This is a genomic window from Amycolatopsis sp. lyj-108, assembly GCF_046549005.1.
Classification (GTDB): domain Bacteria; phylum Actinomycetota; class Actinomycetes; order Mycobacteriales; family Pseudonocardiaceae; genus Amycolatopsis.
The window spans coordinates 1-24,652 of the sequence record NZ_JAJPWQ010000021.1; the positions used below are offsets into that span (position 1 = coordinate 1).

Annotated in this window: 27 protein-coding genes and 1 pseudogene; 13 read left to right on the plus strand and 15 right to left on the minus strand. The window is 66.0% G+C overall.

Translation table 11 applies throughout. The features are described 5' to 3' along the window. Positions 1–181: 181 nt before the first annotated feature. From ACLJO0_RS43280 to ACLJO0_RS43295, 4 genes are read right to left on the minus strand one after another with little or no spacing between them, the layout of a single operon-like run. Positions 182–664, minus strand: coding sequence for a DUF6653 family protein (locus ACLJO0_RS43280; protein ID WP_410585704.1), 483 nt, complete (start codon positions 662–664; stop codon positions 182–184). Between the two features lie 13 nt (positions 665–677). After that, complete coding sequence (locus ACLJO0_RS43285; protein WP_410585705.1) at positions 678–1,946, minus strand: glycosyltransferase; 1,269 nt, start codon at positions 1,944–1,946, stop codon at positions 678–680. Next, positions 1,943–2,554 carry a TetR/AcrR family transcriptional regulator gene (locus tag ACLJO0_RS43290; protein WP_410585706.1) on the minus strand — a complete coding sequence of 204 codons (612 nt, stop codon included), beginning with the start codon at positions 2,552–2,554 and terminating at the stop codon, positions 1,943–1,945. The genes ACLJO0_RS43285 and ACLJO0_RS43290 overlap by 4 nt, the downstream gene beginning before the upstream one ends. A gap of 57 nt (positions 2,555–2,611) precedes the next feature. Further along, positions 2,612–3,058, minus strand: coding sequence for a CBS domain-containing protein (locus ACLJO0_RS43295; protein WP_410585707.1), 447 nt, complete (start codon positions 3,056–3,058; stop codon positions 2,612–2,614). 214 nt (positions 3,059–3,272) lie between these two features. Between ACLJO0_RS43295 and ACLJO0_RS43300 the strand changes: the two genes are divergently transcribed. Continuing rightward, complete coding sequence (locus ACLJO0_RS43300) at positions 3,273–4,769, plus strand: SulP family inorganic anion transporter (RefSeq protein ID WP_410585708.1); 1,497 nt, start codon at positions 3,273–3,275, stop codon at positions 4,767–4,769. After that, positions 4,766–5,257 (plus strand): beta-class carbonic anhydrase, encoded by a 492-nt coding sequence (locus ACLJO0_RS43305; protein ID WP_410585709.1) that lies wholly within the window; start codon positions 4,766–4,768, stop codon positions 5,255–5,257. Before ACLJO0_RS43300 ends, ACLJO0_RS43305 begins: the two co-directional genes overlap by 4 nt. Here ACLJO0_RS43305 and ACLJO0_RS43310 read toward each other — a convergent pair whose 3' ends face one another. Together ACLJO0_RS43310 and ACLJO0_RS43315 are read right to left on the minus strand one after the other, a co-directional pair. Further along, entirely contained in the window at positions 5,258–5,704 is a 447-nt protein-coding gene (locus ACLJO0_RS43310) for a CBS domain-containing protein (protein ID WP_410585710.1), read from the minus strand. Between the two features lie 38 nt (positions 5,705–5,742). Beyond that, positions 5,743–5,898 (minus strand): hypothetical protein, encoded by a 156-nt coding sequence (locus tag ACLJO0_RS43315; protein ID WP_410585711.1) that lies wholly within the window; start codon positions 5,896–5,898, stop codon positions 5,743–5,745. A 277-nt stretch (positions 5,899–6,175) separates the two neighbouring features. Between ACLJO0_RS43315 and ACLJO0_RS43320 the strand changes: the two genes are divergently transcribed. Continuing rightward, positions 6,176–7,468 (plus strand): SLC13 family permease, encoded by a 1,293-nt coding sequence (locus tag ACLJO0_RS43320; RefSeq protein WP_410585712.1) that lies wholly within the window; start codon positions 6,176–6,178, stop codon positions 7,466–7,468. A gap of 10 nt (positions 7,469–7,478) precedes the next feature. Here ACLJO0_RS43320 and ACLJO0_RS43325 read toward each other — a convergent pair whose 3' ends face one another. Then, positions 7,479–8,651, minus strand: coding sequence for a PucR family transcriptional regulator (locus ACLJO0_RS43325; protein WP_410585713.1), 1,173 nt, complete (start codon positions 8,649–8,651; stop codon positions 7,479–7,481). Positions 8,652–8,859: 208 nt separating this feature from the next. Here ACLJO0_RS43325 and ACLJO0_RS43330 point away from each other — a divergent pair, with 208 nt between their 5' ends. Next, positions 8,860–9,291: an NfeD family protein gene (locus ACLJO0_RS43330; RefSeq protein WP_410585714.1), complete on the plus strand. Its 432-nt coding sequence runs from the start codon at positions 8,860–8,862 to the stop codon at positions 9,289–9,291. Between the two features lie 3 nt (positions 9,292–9,294). Continuing rightward, the gene (locus tag ACLJO0_RS43335) at positions 9,295–10,344 is read left to right on the plus strand and encodes an SPFH domain-containing protein (protein WP_410585715.1); all 1,050 of its coding nucleotides are present in this window, start codon (positions 9,295–9,297) and stop codon (positions 10,342–10,344) included. 94 nt (positions 10,345–10,438) lie between these two features. Here ACLJO0_RS43335 and ACLJO0_RS43340 read toward each other — a convergent pair whose 3' ends face one another. Further along, positions 10,439–10,909, minus strand: a complete 471-nt coding sequence (locus ACLJO0_RS43340) for a hypothetical protein (RefSeq protein ID WP_410585716.1) — start codon at positions 10,907–10,909, stop codon at positions 10,439–10,441. 141 nt (positions 10,910–11,050) lie between these two features. Between ACLJO0_RS43340 and ACLJO0_RS43345 the strand changes: the two genes are divergently transcribed. The 3 genes from ACLJO0_RS43345 to ACLJO0_RS43355 all read left to right on the plus strand — a co-directional run bounded on the left by ACLJO0_RS43345 (position 11,051) and on the right by ACLJO0_RS43355 (position 13,579). Beyond that, a complete protein-coding gene (locus ACLJO0_RS43345; RefSeq protein ID WP_410585717.1) occupies positions 11,051–11,740 on the plus strand; it encodes a winged helix-turn-helix domain-containing protein in 690 nt (229 codons plus the stop codon). Then, positions 11,737–13,125 carry a sensor histidine kinase gene (locus ACLJO0_RS43350; RefSeq protein ID WP_410585718.1) on the plus strand — a complete coding sequence of 463 codons (1,389 nt, stop codon included), beginning with the start codon at positions 11,737–11,739 and terminating at the stop codon, positions 13,123–13,125. The genes ACLJO0_RS43345 and ACLJO0_RS43350 overlap by 4 nt, the downstream gene beginning before the upstream one ends. A 238-nt stretch (positions 13,126–13,363) precedes the next feature. After that, positions 13,364–13,579 carry a hypothetical protein gene (locus tag ACLJO0_RS43355; RefSeq protein ID WP_410585719.1) on the plus strand — a complete coding sequence of 72 codons (216 nt, stop codon included), beginning with the start codon at positions 13,364–13,366 and terminating at the stop codon, positions 13,577–13,579. Positions 13,580–14,396: 817 nt separating this feature from the next. Here the strand turns inward: ACLJO0_RS43355 and ACLJO0_RS43360 are convergent. Together ACLJO0_RS43360 and ACLJO0_RS43365 are read right to left on the minus strand one after the other, a co-directional pair. After that, a complete protein-coding gene (locus tag ACLJO0_RS43360; protein WP_410585720.1) occupies positions 14,397–14,831 on the minus strand; it encodes an SPW repeat protein in 435 nt (144 codons plus the stop codon). A gap of 315 nt (positions 14,832–15,146) precedes the next feature. Then, a complete protein-coding gene (locus ACLJO0_RS43365; RefSeq protein ID WP_410585750.1) occupies positions 15,147–15,287 on the minus strand; it encodes a hypothetical protein in 141 nt (46 codons plus the stop codon). Between ACLJO0_RS43365 and ACLJO0_RS43370 the strand changes: the two genes are divergently transcribed. Beyond that, positions 15,265–15,759, plus strand: coding sequence for a DUF4232 domain-containing protein (locus ACLJO0_RS43370; RefSeq protein WP_410585749.1), 495 nt, complete (start codon positions 15,265–15,267; stop codon positions 15,757–15,759). The two genes, ACLJO0_RS43365 and ACLJO0_RS43370, sit on opposite strands and share 23 nt — an antisense overlap. A gap of 439 nt (positions 15,760–16,198) precedes the next feature. Here the strand turns inward: ACLJO0_RS43370 and ACLJO0_RS43375 are convergent, their stop codons facing one another. Further along, entirely contained in the window at positions 16,199–16,405 is a 207-nt protein-coding gene (locus ACLJO0_RS43375) for a hypothetical protein (RefSeq protein WP_410585721.1), read from the minus strand. Between the two features lie 63 nt (positions 16,406–16,468). Further along, the gene (locus ACLJO0_RS43380) at positions 16,469–16,831 is read right to left on the minus strand and encodes a hypothetical protein (protein WP_410585722.1); all 363 of its coding nucleotides are present in this window, start codon (positions 16,829–16,831) and stop codon (positions 16,469–16,471) included. A gap of 99 nt (positions 16,832–16,930) precedes the next feature. Here ACLJO0_RS43380 and ACLJO0_RS43385 point away from each other — a divergent pair, with 99 nt between their 5' ends. Further along, positions 16,931–17,686, plus strand: a complete 756-nt coding sequence (locus ACLJO0_RS43385) for a hypothetical protein (RefSeq protein ID WP_410585723.1) — start codon at positions 16,931–16,933, stop codon at positions 17,684–17,686. A 1,307-nt stretch (positions 17,687–18,993) separates the two neighbouring features. Continuing rightward, complete coding sequence (locus tag ACLJO0_RS43390; protein ID WP_410585724.1) at positions 18,994–19,818, plus strand: DUF2637 domain-containing protein; 825 nt, start codon at positions 18,994–18,996, stop codon at positions 19,816–19,818. 401 nt (positions 19,819–20,219) lie between these two features. On the opposite strand, the gene ACLJO0_RS43395 is transcribed toward ACLJO0_RS43390, so the two are convergent. Together ACLJO0_RS43395 and ACLJO0_RS43400 are read right to left on the minus strand one after the other, a co-directional pair. After that, positions 20,220–20,351: a hypothetical protein gene (locus ACLJO0_RS43395; protein WP_410585725.1), complete on the minus strand. Its 132-nt coding sequence runs from the start codon at positions 20,349–20,351 to the stop codon at positions 20,220–20,222. Positions 20,352–20,393: 42 nt separating this feature from the next. Then, complete coding sequence (locus ACLJO0_RS43400) at positions 20,394–21,809, minus strand: family 2B encapsulin nanocompartment shell protein (protein ID WP_410585726.1); 1,416 nt, start codon at positions 21,807–21,809, stop codon at positions 20,394–20,396. 615 nt (positions 21,810–22,424) lie between these two features. Between ACLJO0_RS43400 and ACLJO0_RS43405 the strand changes: the two genes are divergently transcribed. After that, entirely contained in the window at positions 22,425–23,297 is an 873-nt protein-coding gene (locus ACLJO0_RS43405) for a geranyl diphosphate 2-C-methyltransferase (protein ID WP_410585727.1), read from the plus strand. 192 nt (positions 23,298–23,489) lie between these two features. On the opposite strand, the pseudogene ACLJO0_RS43410 reads toward ACLJO0_RS43405, so the two are convergent. Then, a pseudogene (locus tag ACLJO0_RS43410) lies at positions 23,490–24,034 on the minus strand (IS5 family transposase); the annotation flags it as partial. Positions 24,035–24,075: 41 nt separating this feature from the next. On the opposite strand from ACLJO0_RS43410, the gene ACLJO0_RS43415 reads away from it, so the two are divergent. Next, complete coding sequence (locus ACLJO0_RS43415; protein ID WP_410585728.1) at positions 24,076–24,381, plus strand: hypothetical protein; 306 nt, start codon at positions 24,076–24,078, stop codon at positions 24,379–24,381. The last annotated feature ends 271 nt before the right edge of the window (positions 24,382–24,652 follow it).

The following is a 24,652-nucleotide window of genomic DNA, read 5'->3' on the forward strand; positions in this document are numbered from 1 at the left end:
TCTTCCGAGAAGCGCGAGCGGCGGCAGGGCCAGCGCGGTCACTGCCCGTTGGCCGTTCGAACGTGAAAGCCGCACTAGGCACACCGCGCCGTCAGCGGCATGAGCGGATGTTCCTCGATACCCGCTGATCGCCATCGATGGAACCTCGGGCACGGTACGGATAGTCGACGACTGACGCCTGTCACGCGGCCGCCTGCTCCTCGGCCCGTTCCCAGAGCCAGCCGAACCGGTCGATCCGCCACAGCTGGGCCACCACGACCACCGTCGCGCCGAACAGTGTCGGCCAGAAGTCGAGCGCGATCAGACCCCACGTGATGAGCCCGAAACCGGCAAAACCGAGTACGACCAGGACACGCAGCACCCGCCGATGGTCCGGCGGCACCAAGGATTTGTCGTGTGCCCAGACGCGTTCGCCGTAGATACCGCGTGCGGCCCAGCTGCGTGGTTCGACCGGCGGGAACGCCGAGGGGTTGAGGAACAGCCACACGACGACGGCCGCGATCGGCACGAGACACCACCAGCCGATCCAGGTCCGGCTCCAGATCGCGAGCAGCATCAGCGGGATCGCGGCGAAGCGGGTCCACACGCTCCAAGGGTTCGCGTGGCGGCGCCAGGCTTCGTCGTCCATCCGGAAGGTCTTCGTCACCGCGTCGGTGAGTTCCATCATGGTCTCCTTGTCAGGTCAGGTTTTCGAGGAGCTCGACAGCGGCGGATACTCCGTTCTCCGCGCTGATTTCCCGGCCGAGTCGTTCGGCCCGTTCGCGCATCCCGGCGTCGCCAGTGGCTTGCCGCAGCGCCGCGGTGAGCCGGTCGGCCGTGAGTTGCTGCTGGCGTATCGGGGGCGGCGCGACGCCGGCGGCGTGCATGCGGTTCGCCCAGTACGGCTGGTCGGCGACGAACGGGCACACCACTTGCGGCTTGCCCGCCACCAGTGCGGCTCCGGTCGTGCCGCCGCCTCCGTGATGCACGACCGCGCTCATGCGCGGGAACAGCCAGTCGTGCGGCGCGTGGTCGAGCACGAACAGATCGCCGGTTCCGGCGTCCGCGGCGATACCGCCCCAGCCGGTGGCGAGCACCGCGCGCACCCCGGCCCGGCGGACGGCCTCCTCGACCACCGCACGGGTACGGCGCGAGTTCCTGCCCGCCATGCTGCCGAATCCGATGTAGACCGGAGCGGGGCCCGCGTCGAGGAAGTCCCGCAACGCCGCGGGTGGTTCCCACCCTGCCGCGGCGGGGAGGTACCAGAAACCGGTGGTGTGCACCGAATCCGGCCAATCCGTGGCCGAGAGGGCGATCTCGCGGCTGAATGCCTGCAGGACCAGCCGGTCGCGGCCCTCCGCGTCGTGCAGGATGTCGTGGCTCCCCCGGCGGCGCGGCAGCCCGAGTTCGGTCGTGCGCCAGGTGGAGGTGATCCCGGCGAAGGCGCGCAAGATCCCGGCCACCGCGAGATACGTGGCGCGGTTCAGAATCTTCGGCAGGCGGGGCAAGGGAATCATCGGGCAAGGGAACTCGCCGGTGGGGATCCAACCGGGTTGCAGCGCGACGACCACCGCGGGAACGCCGAGCATCTCCGCCGCGTGGTGGGCGGGCACCCCCGTCGTGTGCACGACGACATCCGCGCGAGAGGCTTTCGCGGCCACACCGACGTGGTGCAGGACCTCCGCCATCATCGGTTTGACCCGCTGGGCCGTCCGCAGGGCGGTGATCTTGCCCCGGATGCCCCGGTAACCGCCCTCGATGGCTTCCTTCACCACCGGGTCGTCCATCAGCCGGTTCGCGCCCTCACCCAGCGGGGCGAACTCGATGTCGTACTCCCCCGCGGCATCGGCGAACGATTCCGGCGCGGCCAGCACCGTCTCATGCCCGCGATCGCGCAGGGCGACCGCGAGAGCCAGCATCGGCTGAACGTCGCCGCGGGTGCCGTGGGTGACCAGCAGCGCCCTCATTTCGACCGCTCCTGGTCGTTGATGGCGGTGAACGCGGTCAGCCAGCGGTCATCGGTGAACAGGCCGTTGGTCAAGATCTCCAGCCCCGCCCTGGCACCGCGGACCGCGGTCGCGGTCTCCGCGGCATCCCCGCCGAGCAACCGGCCCACGTGGTCACCGAGCACGAGTGGTGCCAGTAGCCACGACACATAGACGACCGCGCGCGCACGCGAGTCGTCCGACGGGCGCACCCAGCCCTCCCGCTCGCCGTCGGCGAGCCACGCTTCGGTGCGTTCCACGATCTCGGTGAACAGCGCGGACGCCCCGCTCGACCCGTCCAGAAACGCCCTGGCCAGATAGCGCCGCACCGGCGTGGCTGCCTGCAGTACCTCCGCCAGCGCGTCGTCGCCGGCCTCACCTCCGCCCCGGATCGAGTCGAGCACATGCTCGTCACAGGCCTGCCGCAGCCCGTCCTTCGAGCCGAAATGGTGGAGCACCAAACCCGGAGACACCCCGGCATCGGCGGCTACCGCACGCACCGAGGTCCCGGCGATGCCGTCGGCACCGAACCTGGCCAGCGCCGCATCACGGATACGGGCCCGTGCCGTCAGATCAGAGACTGAACTCATGTTCAGAGTATTGAACATCTGTTCAGCCACGTCAAGGCAAGGCCGCTTGACGAGCAGTCAGTTCGACGAGAGGACGAGTTCCAGCAGCCGGGACGCCGTGATTACACCGATCATCGTGCCGTCACGCAGTACCGCGGCCAGCGGACAGCGCAGCCGGGCCATCATCGCGGCGACTTCCACGATGTTGTCGTCGTGCTCGACAACAGCCAGCTCAGGAGGCCGAGCGGGAAGGAGGTCGCGGACCGTCTTGCCGCCCAGCTTGTCCGCGGCCCGGTCGGCCATCGATTCCGAGAGCACCGCGGCCAGCGCGGGAGCCTCCTGAACATAGGCGGGCACCAGGAACTTCACCACGTCCGAGGCGGGCAAGACCGTATAGGGCATGCCGTCGGCCGCGGTGACGACAAGTCCGGGCAACCGATTCTCGGCCAGAAGACGAGCCGCCTGCAGCGCGAGCGAATCGAGACCCACCATCGGGAACTCCTCGGCCATGACGTCGGCGCGCATCTCCACAGAATATGGCAAATCGGTCATTTCAACCATGTCGCGGACCACCGAGCGTCGGTTAGGCCGTCGGCGTGATGATCTCGACCGTCAAGCCTCCTTTACTGGACCTTTACACTCTTTTAGGGCATCTTTACGCCCAGGAGTGCCGGGAAGTCTGGTCGGCGGCTTGGCCCACCGAGGGCCGAGTTAGACGTATGCCGACGAGCGGGGACCGATGCTCCAGCGTTTCGCCAGAGAACTTCTTGCCGGGCTGACCGTGGCCATCGTGGCGCTGCCACTGGCGATCGCCTTCGGCATCACCGCGACCGGCACCTCCGAGGGCGCGCTCGTCGGCCTGTACGGCGCGATCTTCGCCGGATTCTTCGCCGCGGTCTTCGGAGGAACACCTGCGCAGGTGACCGGTCCGACCGGCCCGATCACCGTGGTCGCCACCGGCGTCATCGCGGCACACGGACTCGAAGGCGCCTTCCTCGCGTTCATCATGGCGGGTGCGCTTCAGATCCTGTTCGGCGTGTGCCGGCTCGGTTCTCTCATCCGCTATATCCCGCACCCGGTGGTGTCGGGGTTCATGGGCGGGATCGCGCTGATCATCATCCTGGGCGAGCTCGACCAGCTGCAAAAGAGCTTTCTGGTGGTGGCGGCCACGATCGTGCTCATGCTCGTGGCCGCGAAGGTGGTCAAATCCATCCCGGCGAGCCTGATCGCGCTCGTGATCATCACCGGCATCCTGTCGTTCGCGGAACCCGTCCTGCAGAACCTCCGGATCGGCCCGGTTTCCCTCAACAGCACGGTCGACTACATCGGCCAGATCCCCGAATCGATTCCCTCCATCACCCTCCCGGAGTTCAGCGGCTCGCTGATCCTCACCCTCGTGCTGCCCGCACTGAGCATCGCGCTGCTGGGCTCGATCGACTCCTTGCTCACCTCGGTCGTGATGGACAACATCACGGGCCGACGGCACCGCAGCAATCGCGAACTGGTCGGCCAGGGTCTCGGCAACATGGCCAGCGGCCTGTTCGGCGGCTTGGCCAGCGCGGGTGCGACCGTCCGGTCCGTGGTCAACGTCAGAAGCGGCGGCAAAACCGCGGTGTCGGCCGCGACCCACAGTGTCATCCTGCTGGCACTGGTGGCGGGTCTCGGCGCGGTCGTCCAGTACATCCCGCTCGCCGTGCTGTCGGGGATCTTGATCCTGACCGCGATCGGCATGTTCGACTGGGAAAGTCTCCGCAAGACCCATGTCACTCCGCGGGGCGACGTCGTCGTGATGTTCGCGACGATGATCATCACCGTCCTCGTCGATCTGACCGTGGCCGTCGCGGTCGGCGTCGCCGTGGCGCTCATCGTGCATTTCACGCAATCACGCCGAAGCAAGGCTTCGGTCATCTACGACGAGACCGGCACTTACCACATCGAGGGACCGCTGTCGTTCCTCTCCATCGACCGCGTCTTGACCAGACTGCGCGACGACGAGCCGAAACTGTCGCTCAGCCTGCGGAACGTGAGCTACATGGACATGTCCGGAGCCAAGGGACTGCTGACCTTCATCGACCACTCCCACAAATCCGACGTGGAACTCGACTTCAAGGACCTGCCGCCACACGTCGAGCACAAATTGACCGCGCTCGCGAACGACGAACAGCGCGGCAAGCTCACGACCGTCATCAGGAACGCGCCCAGTGCCGCGAACCGGCCGAACGATGGGAAGTCATGACCGCGATCGACGTACTGCTCAAGCGCAATCACGAACTCGGCGACGCGGTGCCAGGCGATCGGCGGTCGCCGCGGCCGTCCCTGCAGGTGACCATCCTGACCTGCATGGACGCGCGCGTGCGAGTGTTCGAGATCTTCGGCCTCATCCAGGGCGAAGCGCATGTGCTGCGCAACGCCGGCGGCGTGGTCACCGACGACATGATCCGCTCGCTCGCGCTGAGCCAGCGGAAGCTGGGCACCCGCGAGGTCCTGATCGTGCAGCACACCGACTGCGGATTGTCGCTGGTGACCGAAGACGACTTCAAGGACGAACTGGAAGCCGGCACCGGGCTGCGACCGACGTGGTCGGTCGAGGCGTTCCGCGACGTTTCCGACAGCGTCCGCCGCTCGATGCAGCGAGTGAAGCGCTCGGATTTTCTCCTGCACACCGACAGAGTCCGCGGTTTCGTCTACGACGTGAAGGCCGGAGCGCTGACCGAGGTCAGCTGATCACCGTGGCGCGAGCGCCAACTCCAGGAGCCGGGACGCGGAGATCACGCCGAGCAGCGTCTTGTCCTGCATGACCGCGACCAGAGGGCAGTGCAACCTCGCCATGATCGCGGCGACCTCGATGATCGTGTCGTCGGAGTTCACCTGAGGCAGCTCGGCGGGCTCCTCCGGAAGCAACGAACGCACCTTGCGGCCGCCCAGTTTGTCGGCGACCCGATCGGCCATCGACTCGTCGAGGACACCGGCGAGCGACGGATCGTCCTGCACATAGGTCGGCACCAGGAAACGGACCACCTCTGAAGCAGGCAGGACCGACTGAGGACAGCCACTCCGGTCGGTCACGACGATTCCGGGCAGGCGGTGCTCCGCGAGAAGCCGCGCCGCGTCGAGCGCGTCGGAATCCATGTCCACGACCGGGAATTCCTCGGCCATCTCGCTGGCTTGCATGCCGCAAGACTACGACCGTCCGGGCAGGTGCGCCCGGGTCAGCCGTCGTTACTGTCCGACTCTTTACGGCCCGACGAGATTCCGGTGCTCTTCGACGATTCCCCGCGCTCCTGCCGCAGGTGCATTACGCGGAGAGCGGCCATCAGGACGACGAACACGGCGATCAACGCGAGAGGGCCGAGCAGTCCGGACATAAGCCCCCCATCTCACACCACTGTGATCACCGGCACAGTCCAGAGTAGCAGGACCGCACCATCACCGAATCCACTGGACAGGGTGGCAATTGTCCGAGTTGCCTCTGCTTCTCGTTTACGGCATCTTGACGCGTGGAGCGCCGGGAAGTCTGGTCGGCATACCCCGTCCCTGACCGGGCCGGGGCGGTCGGCATGGACAGGAATCGGTGAGAGTACAAGTGATCTGGCAGCGTCATCGGCCGGTATTCGCCCTTGATTCCGCTCCCGGGGACATGGCATGAGCGCCGCCGTCGCGATCGTCGTTTTCGTGGTGGCGTACCTGTTCATCGCCACCGAGAAGATCCCGAAGATGGTCACCGCCCTCGCCGGCGCGGGCATCGTCCTCGGCCTCGGTGTGCTCGACTCCGAGGACGCGTTCTACTCCCACGACACCGGTGTCGACTGGGACGTCGTCTTCCTGCTGCTCGGCATGATGATCATCGTCGGAGTCCTCCGGAAGACCGGCGTCTTCGAGTTCACCGCGATCTGGGCGGCCAAGCGCGCCAAGGGATCGCCGCTGCGGATCATGCTACTGCTGGTGCTCATCACCGCGGTCGCTTCGGCGTTCCTGGACAACGTCACCACGGTGCTGCTGATGGCACCCGTGACGCTGCTGGTCTGCGATCGGCTCGACATCAAGCCGGTGCCCTTCCTGATCGCGGAGGTCATGGCCTCGAACATCGGCGGGGCCGCGACCTTGATCGGCGACCCGCCCAACATCATCATCGGCAGTCGCGCCGGCCTGACGTTCAACGACTTCCTCGTCAACATGGCGCCGATCGTGGCGATCGAGCTGGTCGTGTTCTGTCTTGTCCTGCCGAGACTGTTCCGTGGTTCCTTCACGGTCGACCCGGAACGGGTCGCCGACGTCATGGCCCTCAACGAACGCGAAGCCATCCACGACAAGCGACTTCTCGTCAAATGTGGTGTCGTGCTCCTGGCCGTCTTCACCGCGTTCATCGGCCACTCGATCTTCCACATCGAACCCTCGGTCGTCGCCCTGCTCGGCGCCGGTGCCCTCGTGCTGCTGGCCCAAGCCAAGCCGAAGGACTATCTCGCGAGCGTCGAATGGGAGACCCTGCTGTTCTTCGCCGGTCTCTTCATCATGATCGGTGCCCTGGTCAAAACCGGCGTCATCGGAGATCTGGCGAAACTCGCCGCCGACGCGACCGGAGGCAATGCGCTCCTGGCTGTGATGCTCATCCTCGGCGTCTCCGCGCTGCTGTCCGGCGTCGTCGACAACATCCCCTACGTCGCGACGATGAGCCCGCTGGTCCTCGACCTGACCAACAGCATCGCCGACCCCACCCACTCCGAAGCTCTCTGGTGGTCGCTCGCCCTCGGTGCCGACTTCGGCGGCAACGCCACCGCCATCGGAGCCAGTGCCAACGTCGTCGTCCTCGGCATCGCCGCGCGAGCGGGAAGTCCCATCTCCTTCTGGGAATTCACCAAGAAGGGCGCTCTCGTCACGCTGATCACCGTGCTCGTCGCGGCGCCTTACCTGTGGCTGCGCTACTTCGTCTTCGCCTGACCTCGCGCGCTCAGCCAGGGGGCGCCAACGTGTGGGCGGGCCAGTCGAGCAGACGCGCACCCAGCACGGCCGCTTCCAAGGTGAATCGCTGGGCGGGGTCACGCGGGTCGTAGCCCGTGCTGTGCTTGACGCGGTCGAGCCGGTAGGTCACCGCCCGAACGCTCAAGAACAACGTCCTCGCCGTTTCAGCAGCGACCCCGCCGGAGGCGAAATAGGCGGCGAGGGTGTCCAGCAACGGCCGTGCACCACCGCGAGTTTCGTTCAACGGCCCCAGAACCGTGTCGACCAGTTCGATGATCGCGGCCCGGTCGCGGAACAAGACCTGATACACCAACAGGTCGCTGGCATTCAGGACGGACTCGGTGAGCCCCAGGGACTCGGCGAGGTCAAGAGCGCCTCGCGCCTCCTCGTAGGACCGAAGAATGCCGCCGGGCCCAGGATGCCTCCGGCCGACCCCGATCTGGAACCGCAGGCGTGCGGACAAGCCCGCCTCCACCTGCCGGGCGAACTCCGCGGGGACCTCAGGAAGCGCGCCAGGGGCGATGCAGAGGAGCGTGCCGTCCTTCGTGGTGATCATGACCTCGCGGGAATCAAAGCGGCCTGACAACGCCGCCTCGATCCGCTGCGCCGCGGCGTCCCCGTCGACGAACACGTGGTCGGCACGGGCGACGGTCACGACATAGCTCGCGGCCAGACGAAGGCCGAACCGGTCTGCGCGCTCAGCCAGGCGACCGAGATCGCTTCGCCCGTAGAGCAAATCATCGAGGAACTCACGTCGCTCCGCCCCCTCCCGCCGCAACACCCGGCGCTGAGCGCTGTCGTACCCGTCGGCCAGCGCCACGATCGCGTCGTCCGAGGCACGCAGGATCGCCTCCGCGATCGCGCAGACCTCCTCCTTCCCGCTCGCCTCCACCACCGCGGGCAGCTTCCGCCAGCACATCCAGTTCACGCTGAGATAGAGATCGACCAACGACCGCAGGGAAACACTCCGCTCGGCCGCGGCGGCACCGAGCTCACGCCGGGAATCGAGTTCAGCACGCGACAACCGGCGTTGCGTCCCGCTGACGCCGTCGAGCATCTCGAGGTAACCGTCGAGGAATGCCGGGGATACGCCACCGGCGTCACGCGCGGCCCGATCCGCGAGGGAGGCGATGTCCAGCCTGGGGCGGGCACGTCCGGCCATCGCAGCACATCCTGCCTAAGTCGCATTGCCCACTACCGGCAATCGGGCAAACCCAATCGTAACCGTTTCCCGGAACCGCTGGCGACGGTCTTGCCGGGCTCCGGCAACCAACGGGTGCCGAACCTCGCCGGGCAGCCACCTAGGCCAGGAGCGACTGGGAAGCGACGATTGACAGGACACGGAGACCATCGACGGATCGAGGTGTCAGATGCTCGATTGGCATATCTGGCTGATTCTCGCCGCGGTGCTGGGAGTCACCGAGATCTTCACACTGACGGCCTCGCTCGGGATCCTCGGCGGAGCCGCGTTGATCGCCGCCGGATCCGCCACCGTCGGGCTGCCGGCGCCGTTCCAGCTTCTGGTCTTCGCGATCGCCGCGACCTTGGGCCTCATCCTCCTGCGACCCGTCGTCCACCGGCACATGCTCCAGCCGCAGCTGCAACGTTTCGGGGTGGACGCGCTGATCGGCAAATCCGCGCACGTCGTCCGCGAGGTGAACGGTATGGACGGGCTCGTCCGCATCGGCGGGGAGGAATGGACCGCCCGTGCCTACGACGAAACCCTCGTGATCCCGGAAGGCGCGGTCGTCGACGTCATGGAGATCAGCGGCAGCACCGCACTCGTCTACCCCAGGGAGTAACCCATGGAAGTATCCGCTCTCCTGATCGTCGGTCTGATAATCGCCCTGCTCGCCGTCATCACCGTGCTGAAGGCCGTCCGCATCGTGCCGCAGGCACGCGCTCGCAACGTCGAACGGCTCGGCCGGTACAACCGCACACTGCAACCCGGCCTCAGTTTCGTCATCCCCTACATCGACCGGGTCTACCCCGCCATCGATCTGCGCGAGCAAGTCGTGTCGTTCCAGCCGCAACCGGTCATCACCGAAGACAACCTGGTCGTCGAGATCGACACCGTGCTCTACTTCCAGGTCACCGATCCGCGCGCCGCGGCCTATGAGATCGCCAGCTTCCTCCAAGCCGTCGAACAGCTCACCGTGACGACACTGCGCAACGTGGTCGGATCGATGGACCTCGAAAGCACCCTCACCTCCCGCGACACGATCAACAGCCAGCTGCGTGGCGTACTCGACGAGGCCACAGGGAAATGGGGGCTTCGTGTGAACCGAGTCGAAATCAAGGCGATCGACCCGCCGAGCACCATCAAAGAAGCCATGGAAAAGCAGATGCGGGCCGAACGTGACAAGCGCGCCGCCATCCTGAGCGCCGAAGGACAGCGACAGTCCCAGATCCTCACCGCCGAAGGCGACAAGCAGGCGTCGGTCCTGCGCGCCGAGGGCAATCGCGCCGCCGAAATCCTCAAAGCCGAAGGCCAATCCCGCGCCATCGACCAGGTCTTCCAGGCCGTCCACCGCAACGACCCCGACCCCAAGCTCCTCGCCTATCAGTATCTGCAAATGCTGCCCCAGCTCGCCCAAGGACCCGGCAACACGTTCTGGGTGATCCCCAGCGAAGTCACCTCAGCCCTGCAAAGCGTCTCGACCGCGTTCACCGAAGCCCTCCCGAAGTCGCCTGCCACCCGCGAGGCCACTCCGGCCGACACCGTGGCCGAGGAGGCCACCGAGGACGCTGCCCGCGCCGCCGAAGCCGCGGCCCAGGCGGTGGCCGACGCTGCTGAACCCGGCCCCGTTACTCGCAACAGCAGGGCGAATCACACCGGCGAGGCCGTTTCCTGACGCGATTCGCACTGCTTCCCAGCCGTCTACTCGATACACTCGCCGGACGAAGGCCCCGCGCTCCCTCCCCCTCGGCGCGGGGCCTTCGCCACACTCAAGCCGTGCGTGCTTCCACCGCCATCGCCCGGGCGCGGCTGTCCGCTTCCCCCGCCGCCGCTTCATGCCTTCGTGCGGCCGCTTCGTTTCCGACCGTCCTCGCCGTGTACGCCGCGGCACGTTCATGATGCGCTTCAGCGCGACGGATCGCCGAGAACGACCTGTCGAGCAGAAGCGTCCATTGTGGAGACTCGCGGGGATGCGCCTTGGCCGACGCTCGGGCCTCGGCCGCATTGGCGAGTTCGTGATACGCGAATCCGTGGTGCGCAGCCACCTCGCCCAGCAGGCGCTGCATCTTCGCGCGCCGGAACGCATCGGGCCCACTTCCCGCTTCAAGCTCTACGGCCAGATCACGATGCCCGGCGGCGACGGACCACAACCGGTCCGCATGGTCACGCTTCCGCCGCACCTCCGGATCGAGCTTCGCTCCGTTGACCACTCCAGCCTCTGCCGTCAATACCTCGGTCATGCAACCCACCCTCACATGAAGAAAGGCCGTCGCACCTGACGAGTGCCTTACGATCAACGGTGGTCGATCCAAGAAAGGGTTCCAGCGCGGCCTGATATCGTCGGCCGCGGTGTGCCGGGAAGTCTGGTCGGCGGAAAGGAGATGCCGGCTGTGTCCACTCGCGTACTTCTCGTCGAAGACGACGCGATGATCAGCGAGGCCCTGAGCCTGGCGCTCGCCGATGAAGGTTTCGACATCGAGTGTGCGGCGACCGGCGAAGACGGTCTCGAACTCCTCGAACGTATCCAGGTCGACGTCGTCCTGCTCGACCTCATGCTGCCGGGCATCGACGGCCTCACGGTCTGCAGGACCGTGCGCGACCAAGGGGCGCTGCCGATCATCGTGATCACCGCCCGCGCCGACACCCAAGACGTGATCGCCGGCCTCGAAGCTGGCGCGGACGACTACGTCACCAAACCACTGGTCGCCGGCGAACTCGCGGCACGGATCCGGGCGTTGCTCCGACGAACGGCGCCGCCTCCCCCCTCGCTGTTCACCGTGGGCGAGCTCGAGATCCGCCCCGACGAGGAGAGCGTTCATCGCGGCGGGTCACCGGTGCACCTGACCCGCACCGAGTTCCGGCTGCTGGCCGAACTCACGGCGGCCGAGGGAAAGGTCGTCACCCGCGAGCAGTTGCTGCACCGTGTGTGGGGGCACGACTACTTCGGCGACACCAGGTTGCTCGACGTCCACATCAGACGGCTGCGCCGCAAGATCGAGCCGGATCCGGACAATCCGACGCTGGTGCTGACCGTACGCGGGCGCGGCTACCAGATCTCGTCCGGGTCATGACACGTTCGGCCGTTCGTTCGGCGTTGCGTCGGCTTTCCCTGCGCTGGCGCGTCGCCGCCGCTTTCGGCCTCGGGCTGGCGCTGGTGATGACGGTGCTCGGTGTCGCGACCTGGAACCTGACCACCGGCTACATGCTCGACCAGCGAGAGCAGAGCACCACTCGTCAGTCCGAGGTCAACGTCGGCCTGGTTGACAAGGCATTGGCAGAGCACTCGGACAACCTCGACGAACTGCTGACCGGGCTCGCCAGCGGACCCGATTCGTCGATCTTGTTGTCGCGGCCGGACGGCTGGCTCACCAGCGGACGGCAGATCGAGCCGGGAGCGATACCCGCGAGTCTCGTGGAGAGCGCGCGTAAGGGTGTCGCGGCACGCCAACGCTTCATCGCCGATGGCATTCCCGTCCTCGCTGTCGCGACTCCGGTCGGAGGTGGCGACAGCATCTACGTCGAGCTGTATCCCTTGCTGGAGCTCGATCGCACCTTCCGGTACCTCAGCTTCCTGCTGATCACCGGCACCGTCGTCGCCGCGCTGTTCGGAGTCGCCCTCGGTGCCTGGGCCACCAAACGAGCCCTTCGCCCGCTCGCCGCGCTCCGAGGAGCCGCATCCCGAGTCGCACGAGGAGATCTCACGACACGGCTCCCTCACCAGAACGACCCCGACCTCGCCCCGCTGGCCACCAGCTTCAACACCACGACCGAGCAGCTCGAACAACGGGTCCGCCGCGACAAACGCTTCGCCGCCGACGTCAGCCACGAACTCCGCTCACCCCTCACCACGATGATCAACGTCACCGAAGTGATGGTCCGAAGGCAGGACGCCATGCCGGAGACAGCCCGCAAGGCCCTGGGGTTGCTCAGCTCGGAACTGCACCGCTTCCAGCGAATGGTCGTCGACCTGCTGGAGATCTCCCGGGCAGACCAGGACGACACCGAAGACTCGTCCGAACTGGTGGACCTCGACGCCCTCGTGCGCAACGTCATCGACAGCAGGAACGCCGCCGGGATACGTATCGAAACCGATCCCGAAACCCCCCTCGTCTCCGCCGACCGCCGCCGCATCGACCGGGTCGTCACCAACCTGCTCGACAACGCCGACCGCTACGGCGAAGGCGCCGTCGCCGTGACCGTCCGCAGGAACGGTGACCGGGCGAGGATCGAAGTCGACGACGCCGGCAGCGGTGTCCCGCCCGCGCTGCGCGAACGCATCTTCGAACGCTTCGCACGGGGCCTGCACGCCGGACGCCGCGACCGCGAGACCGGCAGCGGCCTCGGCCTGGCCATCGTCGCCGACCACGTCCACCGCCACGGCGGCACGGTCTGGGTCGAGGACCGGCCCGGCGGCGGTGCCCGCTTCGTCGTCGAACTCCCGGAGGCCACGACATGAAGCTCCACTCGTCCGCACTCGTCTTGGCCTCGCTGGCGTGTCTCGGCGGCTGCGGCGTGACCGCCCAGGACGAACCCGAACCGATCACCACCCTCGTACCGACCACGACCCCGACGGTCACCAGCCGATCGATGCCGCCGACACCCTGCACGCCCCCGCCGCAAACGTCAGACACTCGTCAGGTGCAGTCCCCGCCACCACCGACACAATGAAGGAAGTCGTCGTAAGGAGGAGGGACATGACCGTCCACGACCACCGGACCGACGACATCACCGAAGAAGTTCGCGAGTGGCTTTCCCGCGAATTCGCGGCCTCCCTCCCGGAGTCGGCCGTCGACGACATCGTGCGGTCAGCCCACGCCGACCTCGATGGCCAGATCCGGCCCGACGCGATGGGGGAGATGCTGCACCGTCTGGCCCGGTTTCGCGTTCTTCGGGCGCTTGAGAACCACTGAGAAGGTCTCTTCAACGACGCTTCTGTAAGGCTGAGGTCAATGAGTCCACTATGGACTTTTCGCAACGGTCGTCTTTGTTCGTCCTCGAATTGATCAATACCGCGGTGAGCACCTGGACGGTCGTACTCGACACCCGCCACCCTCTGGCCGTCGCCCGCACGCTCGGCGCCACCCCAGGGCAAACGGGGCTGGGTCTCGCCATGGCTCAGCTGCTTCCCGCCCTTCCCGGCGCCGCCGGGATCCCCTTCGCCTGGCGCAGCCGAGTCCAGTACCCGCCCGGTCCCTGGCTTCTGGCTCCCGGACTGGGGATCCTGCTCACATCACTGTTTTCACGGCCATCCCCGCACTCGCCCTCGCACGATGACCAGTCGCGCAAGCACTCCGGTCAACCCCGCTCTGACAGTCGGTCGAACAAGAACCATCCACGCTGTCAGCTGACTCGCCGCCGTCCTGCCCGGAAGTGGTCGTCGGCTCGGACGTCACGCCGACGACAAGGTGCCAGAAGGCCGGATGTCGTGCTCGAAGAAGTCGGTGCGGGCCAACTGATGCCGCATCGGGGAACGTGTTCGCGGAGGTTTCGTTCCGAGCGCGTCTCCGCCTTGCCCATGAGTGCGCGGATCAGCACATGCGAGCACGCTCAGGATCGCCACCGCCAAGTCAACCCGGATCAGCGCATTGGAAGGTTGATCATATCTCATATACGATGCGCTCCCGCGAAGAACTCGTCCGCTCATGGTCGGTGGTCACCGCCCCGAAACGACATCGCGAAGACCGGACTGCCGCACACCACCGCCTGCGTAGCTCGATTTCCTCGGCGTCACTGTCCGCGCGAGTGGCTTACCCGAGACGTGGGGATGACATACCAGATGAGCAGCAGGAACACACCGACCGCGATATCGCTCGTCGTGATTCCGGGTGCTGGCATTCCGTCGTTATACTCCAGCACAAAAGGCGCTACGAGCAGCCATAGGCCAAGAATCGGCGGCACCGAGAACCACCATGAAGCCGCGCGAGGTTCCACCAGGGGCGCGGAACCGATTGCGATCAGCGCGATACCCACGAGCACATCGTTCCAGTGCCCGTCGAATCCGCCTCCGGTGTACTCATGATCGAGCACAAACGGTGAAAGTATCAACCAGACACCGGCGAGAAAGGTACACGCTCCCGCGACAGCGGGAGCCAGGCGGCTCGTTTCGTCGGCTTCACTATCACTCCTGTCGCTTGTGATTGCCTTGGGCCGGCGTGGCTTCATACTTATGAGAAAACTCCTGTCGTCCGGCATCCCCCGCCAAGCCGACGGGGGGCCTTCCACCTCAAGTGTGGCGACTGCCCAAAGAGCTTGACCTGACGATTCCCTTGCGATCCGGCGATGCCGCCGCCGATGTGATGACCACGCGAACGACAAGTCCCAAGCCAGCCAGAAGTGATCGATAGTCAGGGCCGCCGCCCACCCGTCGCGCCGAACATGTCTCTGACGTAACGGTTTACCAAGGTAGGAATCGAACACCGGACACACGGGTAAGCCATCAGGACCTCCCGTCACCACTCATACCGATCAGAAAGGAATTCACATCATGTTGAAGCCAAGTCCGAAATGGACCTTGGCCATCACGGCGTCGGTTTGCACTCTCCTTTCCGCCTGCGGTGATGATGGAACGACACCGGCTTTGACCGGTGCTCCCCCTGTGTCCTCGACAAGCAGCTCCATCGGGTCGACCTCGGCGCCACGGACGCTGGAGACCGAGACGGCTTCAGATGGTCTTTGCCAATCAGACGACGTCACCTTGGCGCTCGGCAAAGGAGATGGTGCCGCCGGTTCCGTCTACCGGCCCCTTCTGATCACCAATTCCGGCAATGAGTCATGCCGGATCCAAGGCTTCCCCGGAGTGTCCTATGTTGCCGGTGACGACGGGCACCAGGTAGGGAAACCAGCCGACCGCGCCGGCGACAAGGGCGGTGTGGTCGAGCTGCGCCCTGGGCAGGTCGCGGCCGCCGACATCCGGTTCGTCAACGTCCACAACTACGATCCCGCTACCTGTGACCCGGTGCCGGTCAAAGGCCTGCGGATCTACCTGCCGCAGGAGACCGAATCGAATTTCGTGCCTGCCGACGGAACCGGCTGCGCGAATCCTGACATCCCCGGCGATCAGCTGACGGTCAGGTCGGTCCATCCAACCTGATCCGGGCGATGGGAACTCCGCCGCCGAACGACCTGTGGCCTGCCCACCGCAGGCGGAGGAATCGCTCGCCATGACAAACCCTTCCTGTGGCCAGGGCTTCCGGCTGCGGTGCTCGCCGCGCTCGCCCTGGGTATCAGTAAGGCATTGCAGCATCACGCGACCCAGACCGCGCCGTGCTGGCCGGGACGACGCTCTGCGCGGCAGAGCTTGGCGCCTTTTCTGAGCTTCGCCAGGCCGGCGCCCGGCGACAACCAGCTTACCGACCATGAACTCGCGATAGCCGGGTTTGCTCTCGCCGTGATCCTGGTCTGTTGCCTGGCCCGGGGGCCACACGGGGCGTCCGTGCCGGCCGGGCTGGGTCGGGTACGGGGCGGGGAGGCCGGTGATGAGTTCCCATCGGTGCACGGCGGCGTACTCGCCCCAGTTCACCGGTCCGGGTTCACCGCGTGCTGTGCGTCGGGCGCGCGGTGCGCGGGCGGTCGTCACGGTCCTTCACCTCCTTCCGCGCTCGGGACTTCGGTGCGGGTCTGGTGACGGCGATGACGACCGAGGGCGGCATCAGATCGCCCTTCGAGCCGCGCTGCGCGGGACAGCCTTTGGTGCCGTCGGTCGCGCGCGGGGTCGGCAGAAGTCGTGGAGTGTCCATGAGAGCTGGGTCTCCTTGTTATGGGCGTGGCGGAGATGTCGGTGGACGAACCCTCGTGCGCGATCAGGTGTCTGCGGTAAGGCCCCACGCACCGGTGGAAAGGCAGCTATCGATCACTCCGCTGTGGGCCGCGGCGCACCACGGTCCGTCCAGCGGTGGCGCCGGGGTGCTCAGGGCACGGGCGCGATCGGGAAGAGACGGTCCGCCGTCCTGCGTGTCGTGGGTACAGTTCTTCGCGTCCGAGGCGGTCGGGGTCGGCAGCAGCCGCACCGAGTCGGTCAGCCTCACGCACCCTGCCGGGATCGGACGGCCCGGCTTCTCCACAGTCTGGATCGCCGCCGACCGCGAGGTACGGGCGTCGCTGCGCCAGCGGCCATGCAGCGAGAGCTCGGTGAAGGCTCCGTTCCCCAGAACCAGCTGTCTCATGAGACTCCAGTGGCCGAGCCGTTACCTCTCCTGAGAGTCGTCACAGTTAGCGGCGGCCATGATCTCGGTGAAGATGATCGTGAGAACGGGGAGATGACCGTGAGCGGGAGTTCCGAGCCACCTGGGGGCGCGAGCTGGAAGGTGTGGGCCAGGCGGTGGCGCGGCCGGTGTCCGAGGTGCGGGCAGAAGCACCCAGGCGACGGCGACGGTCCGCTCGCTCACCCCCGCGCCGGCATCGCGTCGAAGCGGACACGTCGGACGGTCTACGTCCTCATGTGCGGGCTGCTGCCATGGGCGGGCGTCAAGACGATCTGGACGCTGGGCGGTGACGCGCTCGGGGTCACCGCCGAGGGATGGCGGGAAATCAACGCCGGCGGGCCGAGAGCGGTTGAGGCGCTGGCAGCGGTGGGCATCGATGTGACGGTCCTGGCCGCGGCGGCCGGGGTGTTACTGCTGTTGGGGCTCATGTACCCGTGGGGCCAGGTGTTCCCGCGCTGGACGCTGGTCCTCGCCGGACGGCGGGTCCCACGCCTGCTGCCCCTGCTCCCCGCGTGGCTGGCAGCCGTCGGTCTGTCGGTTTACGGGATCTTCCTCCTGATCTTCGCACCACTCACCGCCGTGGGCGTGCTGCCAAGTCCGGCGATCGCGCCGCCGTTCACCACCACTTCCGGAATCACGTGGATGATCGCCTTCGGCGGCCTGGCCTTCGGCGGCCTCGGCCTCGGCCTGGTCGCAGCCGCCAAGTCCTACGCCACCCGCACTCGACCGGTCTGCGCGGCACACCTGCCGGTGCACAGCCCCGCCGACGCCTTGCAGCTCGGCACTTCCACCCGAAACGGCTCGCCCGGTCGATGACACGGTTCTCGACGAGCTGGAGAACCACCGGAATCCAGCGCCCACTGCCCCAACGCGCGAGGCAGGGTGCGGCGCCCGGCCAGGCGCTGGTGCGAGACCAGCAACGGCACCCTGAGATCACGAGCGAGCCAGACGGGCTGGTGGGTGCCGAGAAAGAACCTCACGACGCCACCTCCCGCCGCCGCGACCACAGCGCCAGGACCACGCAGACCACCGCTGTGGTTGCGGCTTTGCCCGCGAGCTGCCCGGGCAGCTCGCGGGCGATCCGAACGCGAAGGGCACGAACACCGCGCTGTCCACGATCTGGCCGGCGAGATTCGAGGCAGCGATCGCCGCAGCTCGTCCCCGCGAGCGCCACCTGCGTGTGAGGCCTACTCCCTAACTCCCGAGCGCAGAACTGCGGCGGCGCAGTCACGCATACGACCTAGCCATCCATGAATATCAGCTGCCAGCCTCACGATCTTCCGATGCCGCACCGGGCACGCCGACGCTTGCGCCCGCTCTCTGTGGTCTCCAAGGCCCAACCGGCAAGGCTGACCATGGCCAACGGTGAACCCGCCGCCAACACGCTGACAACCCGAGACCCGACCCAAAGACACAATACTGCACAGAACTTGGACACGGTTTTGGGGAACCAGGCCGCAGAGATTCGAAGTACTACTGGCAAACGAACTACTCCCTTGGTTCTCACGATCAACCGAGCCATCCCAGCGAACCAAACGGGCCCTCTAAAACCTGAGGAGTAGCGTCCACGAGAGAGCAGTGCCGGCAGAGCGCTTACTATGTGGCCTGCAGGCACTGCCCTGCGTACGACACCTTCGCATGGACACGAGCGAAGGCCAGCAGCTCCTGCTCGACCCGCTTCCGCCGTTGGCGACCAGCCCAACGACTGCAGCCAGTATTCAACACAAAGGCGCGGGAGCCTACTGCGGCAACTGCGGCAGGATCGAATCTCAACCCACAATGGGTCTTCTGATACGATCTCCGCATGACCTCCCAGAAATTGGGGGATCTGCCAAGGATCTGTGATCAAGTCCCCCCTCGGACACCGCTTTAGGTGAGATCTCACCAGTTGCGAGAACCTTCACTCAACCCTACCGAGTGAAGGTTTCTTCTTTTCAAGGCTCGCCTCGGCGTCCCGGGTGCACACGGCTGCAGCCATAGGATCAAGTGCGCGATGGCGCCCGTGTGAGTTCGAATCCCCGGCGCGGTTCCAACAGGTACCTCACGAACCAAAATGCCCCGTGAGCTGCGAATCTCCGCGACGACCGTGATCGAACGGCGCCGTCGCACGGCCCGGTGACGGCATGAGCAACCCAACTCGGGCGGCTTCGCCCGCCGTTCCCCGCGACCTCGCGCTGATTGTCCGGTGCGGCTGCACCGCGCTTGTAGCGCTCGGCGCCGCCTACGCATCGTATCGCCACGGGCGCGAGTTCGCGCTCCAGTTCGGAGCTGACCACACCACCGCGGCGCTTTGGCCGCTCATCGTCGACGGCCTCCTCATGATCGCCACCGTCGAACTCTGGAAACCCGCCGAGACCGAACGAGCAGGAAGCCGATGGACCGCGTGGCTAGCGTTCACCTTCGGAATCTCGCTCTCACTTTGCGCCAACATCGGCTCCACACCAGACCTGAGCATCTTCGGCGTCACCGTCGCCGCCTGCCCTCCCCTCGCCCTGCTCCTCGCCGTCGAACTCCTCAACCGCGCACTCAAACGGCACCGCGCCAAACCCAGCGATCGGCAGCTCACTCCCACCAAACCACCCGACACGGCAGGCCTACGCACGCCAGCCCCGGCTGAACACCAAGCGACCACACCAGACGAGCCGGACCAGCTGCACACAACAACCGCCGAACAATTGATGTGGGCTCACTACCTACGCGAACGCTCGCGAGGACGAACACCGTCTGGCGCCGAACTGGACCGCATCGCCGGTACCCACAATTACGGCCGCCGCATCCTCCGAAAATGGCGCAAACGAGGCACACTCCCGGACTCTGCCCCCGCAGAACACAAGTCAGACCGCCCGCACGAAACGCCGCCCAGGTTCCGTACGACGACATCACAGGACCCAGATCCGCACGCCGACACGCCAGAACGAGAACTCGTCGAATCAACACCCGGACGCTAGATCGAACCTCACAGCCACCAAGCGACACCACAGCCGAACTGAACAAATTCGCCATTATGACCTTCAAAGGCCCAGGTCAACTCGCCGGTCACAGTTGGGTGATTGACCTGGGACATCGCCACAAGTTCCGAAAGCGCCATGCAACCAAGGGGGCTCAACGACGTGTCAATAGCCATCAAAGAACCCCACCGGAAAGACGCCCGGAGCCGACCCCGCCGAAAAGCGTAGCCACCCCCTGGCCATCATCGCAGCAGCAACTCGGCGAGCTCCCGCGGGACGACCCGTACCTCGGACCCGAGATTGGTGAAGGTCACCCGCCCGTCACCGACGGTGCGGGCCAGTCTGCGGTTGACCTAGTAGGTGCCGCCGGCGACGTGCACCCAGGGCAGCGTGCGCAGCAGTCAGCGCGGGGAGATGGCCCGCATCTGCGGTTCGGGCTTGGCCGTGGTCGCCAGGTTCCTGGCCGCCCCAGTGGCCAGGCTCTGCTGCGAAGACCCGCCGTTGACCCGGACATCTGGCTCGATAACGGTCACGGTGCACCTGCCGATCCCTCAGCGCGTACAACCACGAGCGGTTCAGTTGTCCCGCCCGATTTCGACGTTCTCGAGCATGGCGAGCGCGTCCGGGACGAGGACCGCGGCGGAGTAGTAGGCACTGACCAGATAGGACATGATCGCCTGCTCGCTGATGCCCATGAACCGCACGTTCAGGCCGGGCTCGTACTCGTCCGGCAGCCCGGTCTGGCGCAGACCGACCACGCCCTGCTTCGCCTCACCGGTGCGCATCAGCAAGATGGAGCTGGTCCTGGTCTCGCTGATGCCGATCTTGTTGCAGGGAACGATCGGCACGCCCCGCCAGGAGGGGAACCGGTGGCCGTCGACGTCGATGTTCTGCGGGTACACGCCGAGGCGGCTGCACTCCCGCCCGAACGCCGCGATCGCGCGCGGGTGGGCGAGGAAGAATGCGGGATCCTTCCACACCAGTGCCAGCAACTCGTCGAGATCGTCCGGGGCGGGTGGCCCGTTGCGGGTGTGGATGCGCTGCGAGAGATCGGCGTTGTGCAGGAGACCGAAGTCGTGGTTGTTGACCAGTTCGTATTCCTGGCGTTCGCGCAAGGCTTCGATGGTGAGACGGAGCTGCTGCTCGGTCTGGTCCATCGGCTCGTTGTAGAGATCGGCCACCCTGGTGTGCACACGCAGCACTGTCTGCACGACGCTCAGCTCGTACTCGCGTGGTGAAGCCTCGTAGTCCGCGAAGGTGCCCGGCAGCACCGCTTCGCCCTCGTGCCCGGACGCCAGTTCGATCTCCGCCTCACCCGAGGTGTTCTGCGCGATCTGCGGGTCGGCGATGAACCGCTCCACATGCGCACGCAGCACCTCGGACCGGTCCATCAGCGCCTCGAAGTCGTCCTGGGCCAGCGCCAGCACGGTGCACGGAGTGACCGCTTTGACAGTGAACTCCCAGTAATCATCGGACTCCACCACAGCCTGGGAACTGAAATGGTCGCCATCGGCCAGCACCCGCAGTACGGTCTCCGTGCCGTACGCCCCGGCACCGATCTTGTTCGCCTTGCCATGCGCGATCAGAAAGATCCGGTCGGCGGGAGTGCCACGCTCGATGATCACATCGCCGGCCTGGTACTCCTGCTGCACGAACCGTTCCGCCAGTGCGGAGAGCACCTCCTCGTCGTCGAACCCCCGCAGGAGCGACAACTCCTGCAACTCCTGCGGGATGACCCGCACCTGGGACCCGACGTTGGTGAAGGTCACCCGGCCATCGCCGACCGTGTAGCTGAGCCTGCGGTTCACCCGGTACGCGCCGCCGGCCGCCTCTACCCAGGGCAGCAGGCGAAGCAGCCACCTCGAGGAGATGCCCTGCATCTGCGGTTCGGACTTGGTCGTGGTCGCCAGGTTCCGCGCGGCCGCGGTATTCAGGCTCTGCTGAGGCCCGCCACCGTTCACGCTCGATTCCATCGACTCCGTAACAGTCACAACGAAAACCACCAATCTTGCACAGCCGGCAATAATACGCCTCGAAATGAAACTCGGACCCCGAACACCGAATGAAGACCAAACAAATGGCCCGGACCATCCGGACAGTCAATGAAATGCACAAGTGTCTGGACGACACAGGGCCGACGGGACGATTCACCCTTGAGAAAGAATCTTCAGATTCTTTCGACCCGCCGAGTCTAACATGGCATTGGGATTGGGATTATCACCCGAACGCGTGAGCCGAATCCTGACAACAAATGATCTTTCCACAACGGCGCGCCTTCATGAAAGCAGGGCCAGTCACACCCAAAGTAGGCCTCGTTCACTCGATGAAGTTTCCCCTACTCCAGGCGTGGTAAATATCCGAACCAGACAGACTATTCATCAATGCCACCCGTAAACACATGGTCGCGACCAGTTAAGAAATTCGCTATTTCGTGCCCATTGCCATGCCACTCGTTCGATGACTGTACCGGATGAGAATGCAAGTGCTAGCGTCAGGAATTGGCGACAGACAGACAGGAAGCCTTTGCTGGTGGGGCATGATGAGTCGCGCCCATTTCCTACCCGATGGTTGCCGAAACAACGACGAAACGACATAGGAGATCACGAATGGTCACTGCACATCCGGAATCTGACGTCGCCGGCCGTCCGGTATTGCGCACCCCGTACCAGCGGTCGGTCGCGAGCTACTGGAACAACGAGAAGGACCCGGTCAACCTCAGGCTCGGCGACGTCGACGGTCTCTACCACCACCACTACGGGATCGGCGACTACGACGCCGCGGTTCTGGACGGCCCGCCGGAGACCAGGGACGACGCCATCATCGCCGAGATGCACCGGCTGGAAACCGCACAGGCGAACGTCCTGCTCGACCACCTCGGCGACATCGGGCCGGAAGACCGGCTGCTGGACGCCGGCTGCGGCCGGGGCGGCAGCAGCATCATGGCCAACCAGCGGTTCGGCTGCCAGGTCGACGGCGTGTCCATTTCGGAGGAACAGATCGAGTTCGCCAACGAGCAGGCCCGCCGCCGCGGGGTTTCCGACCGGGTGCGGTACCACCTGCGCAACATGCTGGACACGGGGTTCGAGACGGGTGCGTTCACAGGCGCCTGGAACAACGAAAGCACCATGTACGTCGACCTGCACCAGCTCTTCGCCGAGCACGCCCGGCAACTGGCACCGGGCGGCCGCTACGTGACCATCACCGGTTGCTACAACGACCTCACCGGCGGCCGGTCGCGGGCGGTCAGCCAGATCGACCAGCACTACATCTGCAACATCCACGCCCGCAGTGAGTACTTCAAGGCCTTGGCCGCCAACGCTCTCGTACCGATCAACGTGGTCGACCTGACCGCGGCCACCATTCCCTACTGGGAGCTGCGCGCGAAGTCCAGTGTGGCCACCGGAATCGAAGACCCCTTCCTCACAGCCTACCGCGAAGGCAGCTTCCACTACCTGCTGATCGCCGCCGACCGCGTCTGAGAACACCCGCCCCCGGAAAGACGAAAGGAAGCGCGATGATCGACACCGGCCACCCGGATCGATGGTTGGTGTGTTCTTCGGGATTGGCTCGGTTGAGGCGGGTTTCGGCGGCGAGTTTGGCGAGATAGGTGCGGTAGGCGGCGTCGCGGGCCGCGTTGGCTGCCGCGGTGGCGGCGCGGGAGGCGGAGTCGGCGGCGCGCTGGGCCGCGGCTTGATCGTCGGCGTCACGGCCGGGATCGCCATCACCAGCGGCTTGAGTGCGTGGCTGTCGTGGGTGTTGGCGGCGGAGACCCGCAACGGCGAGCGGCAGCCGGGCACGGTCGGACAGGGCATGGATCTTCGAGCCGGGGTTGCCGCGGTCGACCGGGCTGGGACCGGTCAGAGATCCCCTTTCCGGCCCGCACGCAGGCCCCGTCCACGATCGCGCGGCTCCAGTCGATGAGGCCCTGGCTGCCGAGTTCGTCCAAGAGTGCGTGGTGCAAGTCCCGCCACAGACCGGCTTCGGTCCACTGGCCGAAGCGGCGGTGCGCGGTCTGGAACGGCACCCCGAACGACGGTGGCGGATCCCGCCATGCGCATCCGCTGGTCAGCACGTACACGATCGCAATGAACACCGCACGGGCGTCCACCGGGGCAGTGCCGCCGCCCTGCGGACGCGGCTCGAACACCGGGATCTGCGGCTCCGTCATCTCCCACAGCTCGTCCGGCACCAGCCGCAACGACAACCGATCAATCACAGTCAAGATCATCACTCACCACGTAAGACACACTCTTAGTGATGCCGTCCGACGCGGCGGCCATTCCGGACGACGGCCTCGGCGATAAGCGCCCAGAACATGGCAACTTGCCACCGGAGGCCTCCTTCAAGCATAGTCCGATCATGATCAAGCGCCGCCAGGACAATAAAGTCGCAACACTGTCGAGCTATCTGGCTATCGGGATAGCACTGCTCACCATTTCTATTTCCGTCAAGGATCCGCAGTGGCTGAAGGTCGGCCTGCTGGTGCTGGCGATCGTCTTCATCGGCACCATTTCGGCACAGCTGCTACGCGAGACTCGCCGCCGCCGAAACGACGAGGGCTGAACGAAGGACAACAACACATGCCGACTGCGCGGGCCAGACATCGAGTCGACGCCGTTTTCGACCGGTTCGGCCTCGACGGACCCGATTGGGCCGCAGCCACGGCGAGCGGGCGGGCGGAACGACAATTGGGTCGGCACCACCGTCACCGGTCGCTGGGGCTTCGCCACGAGGATCTCGGGTTCGGACCCGGTGGTGACACGTGACCCGCGCCGCACTGAAGCCTTCTGCCGGGCACACGCCGACTCTGGCGCGCTGAACACGTCGCGCATGG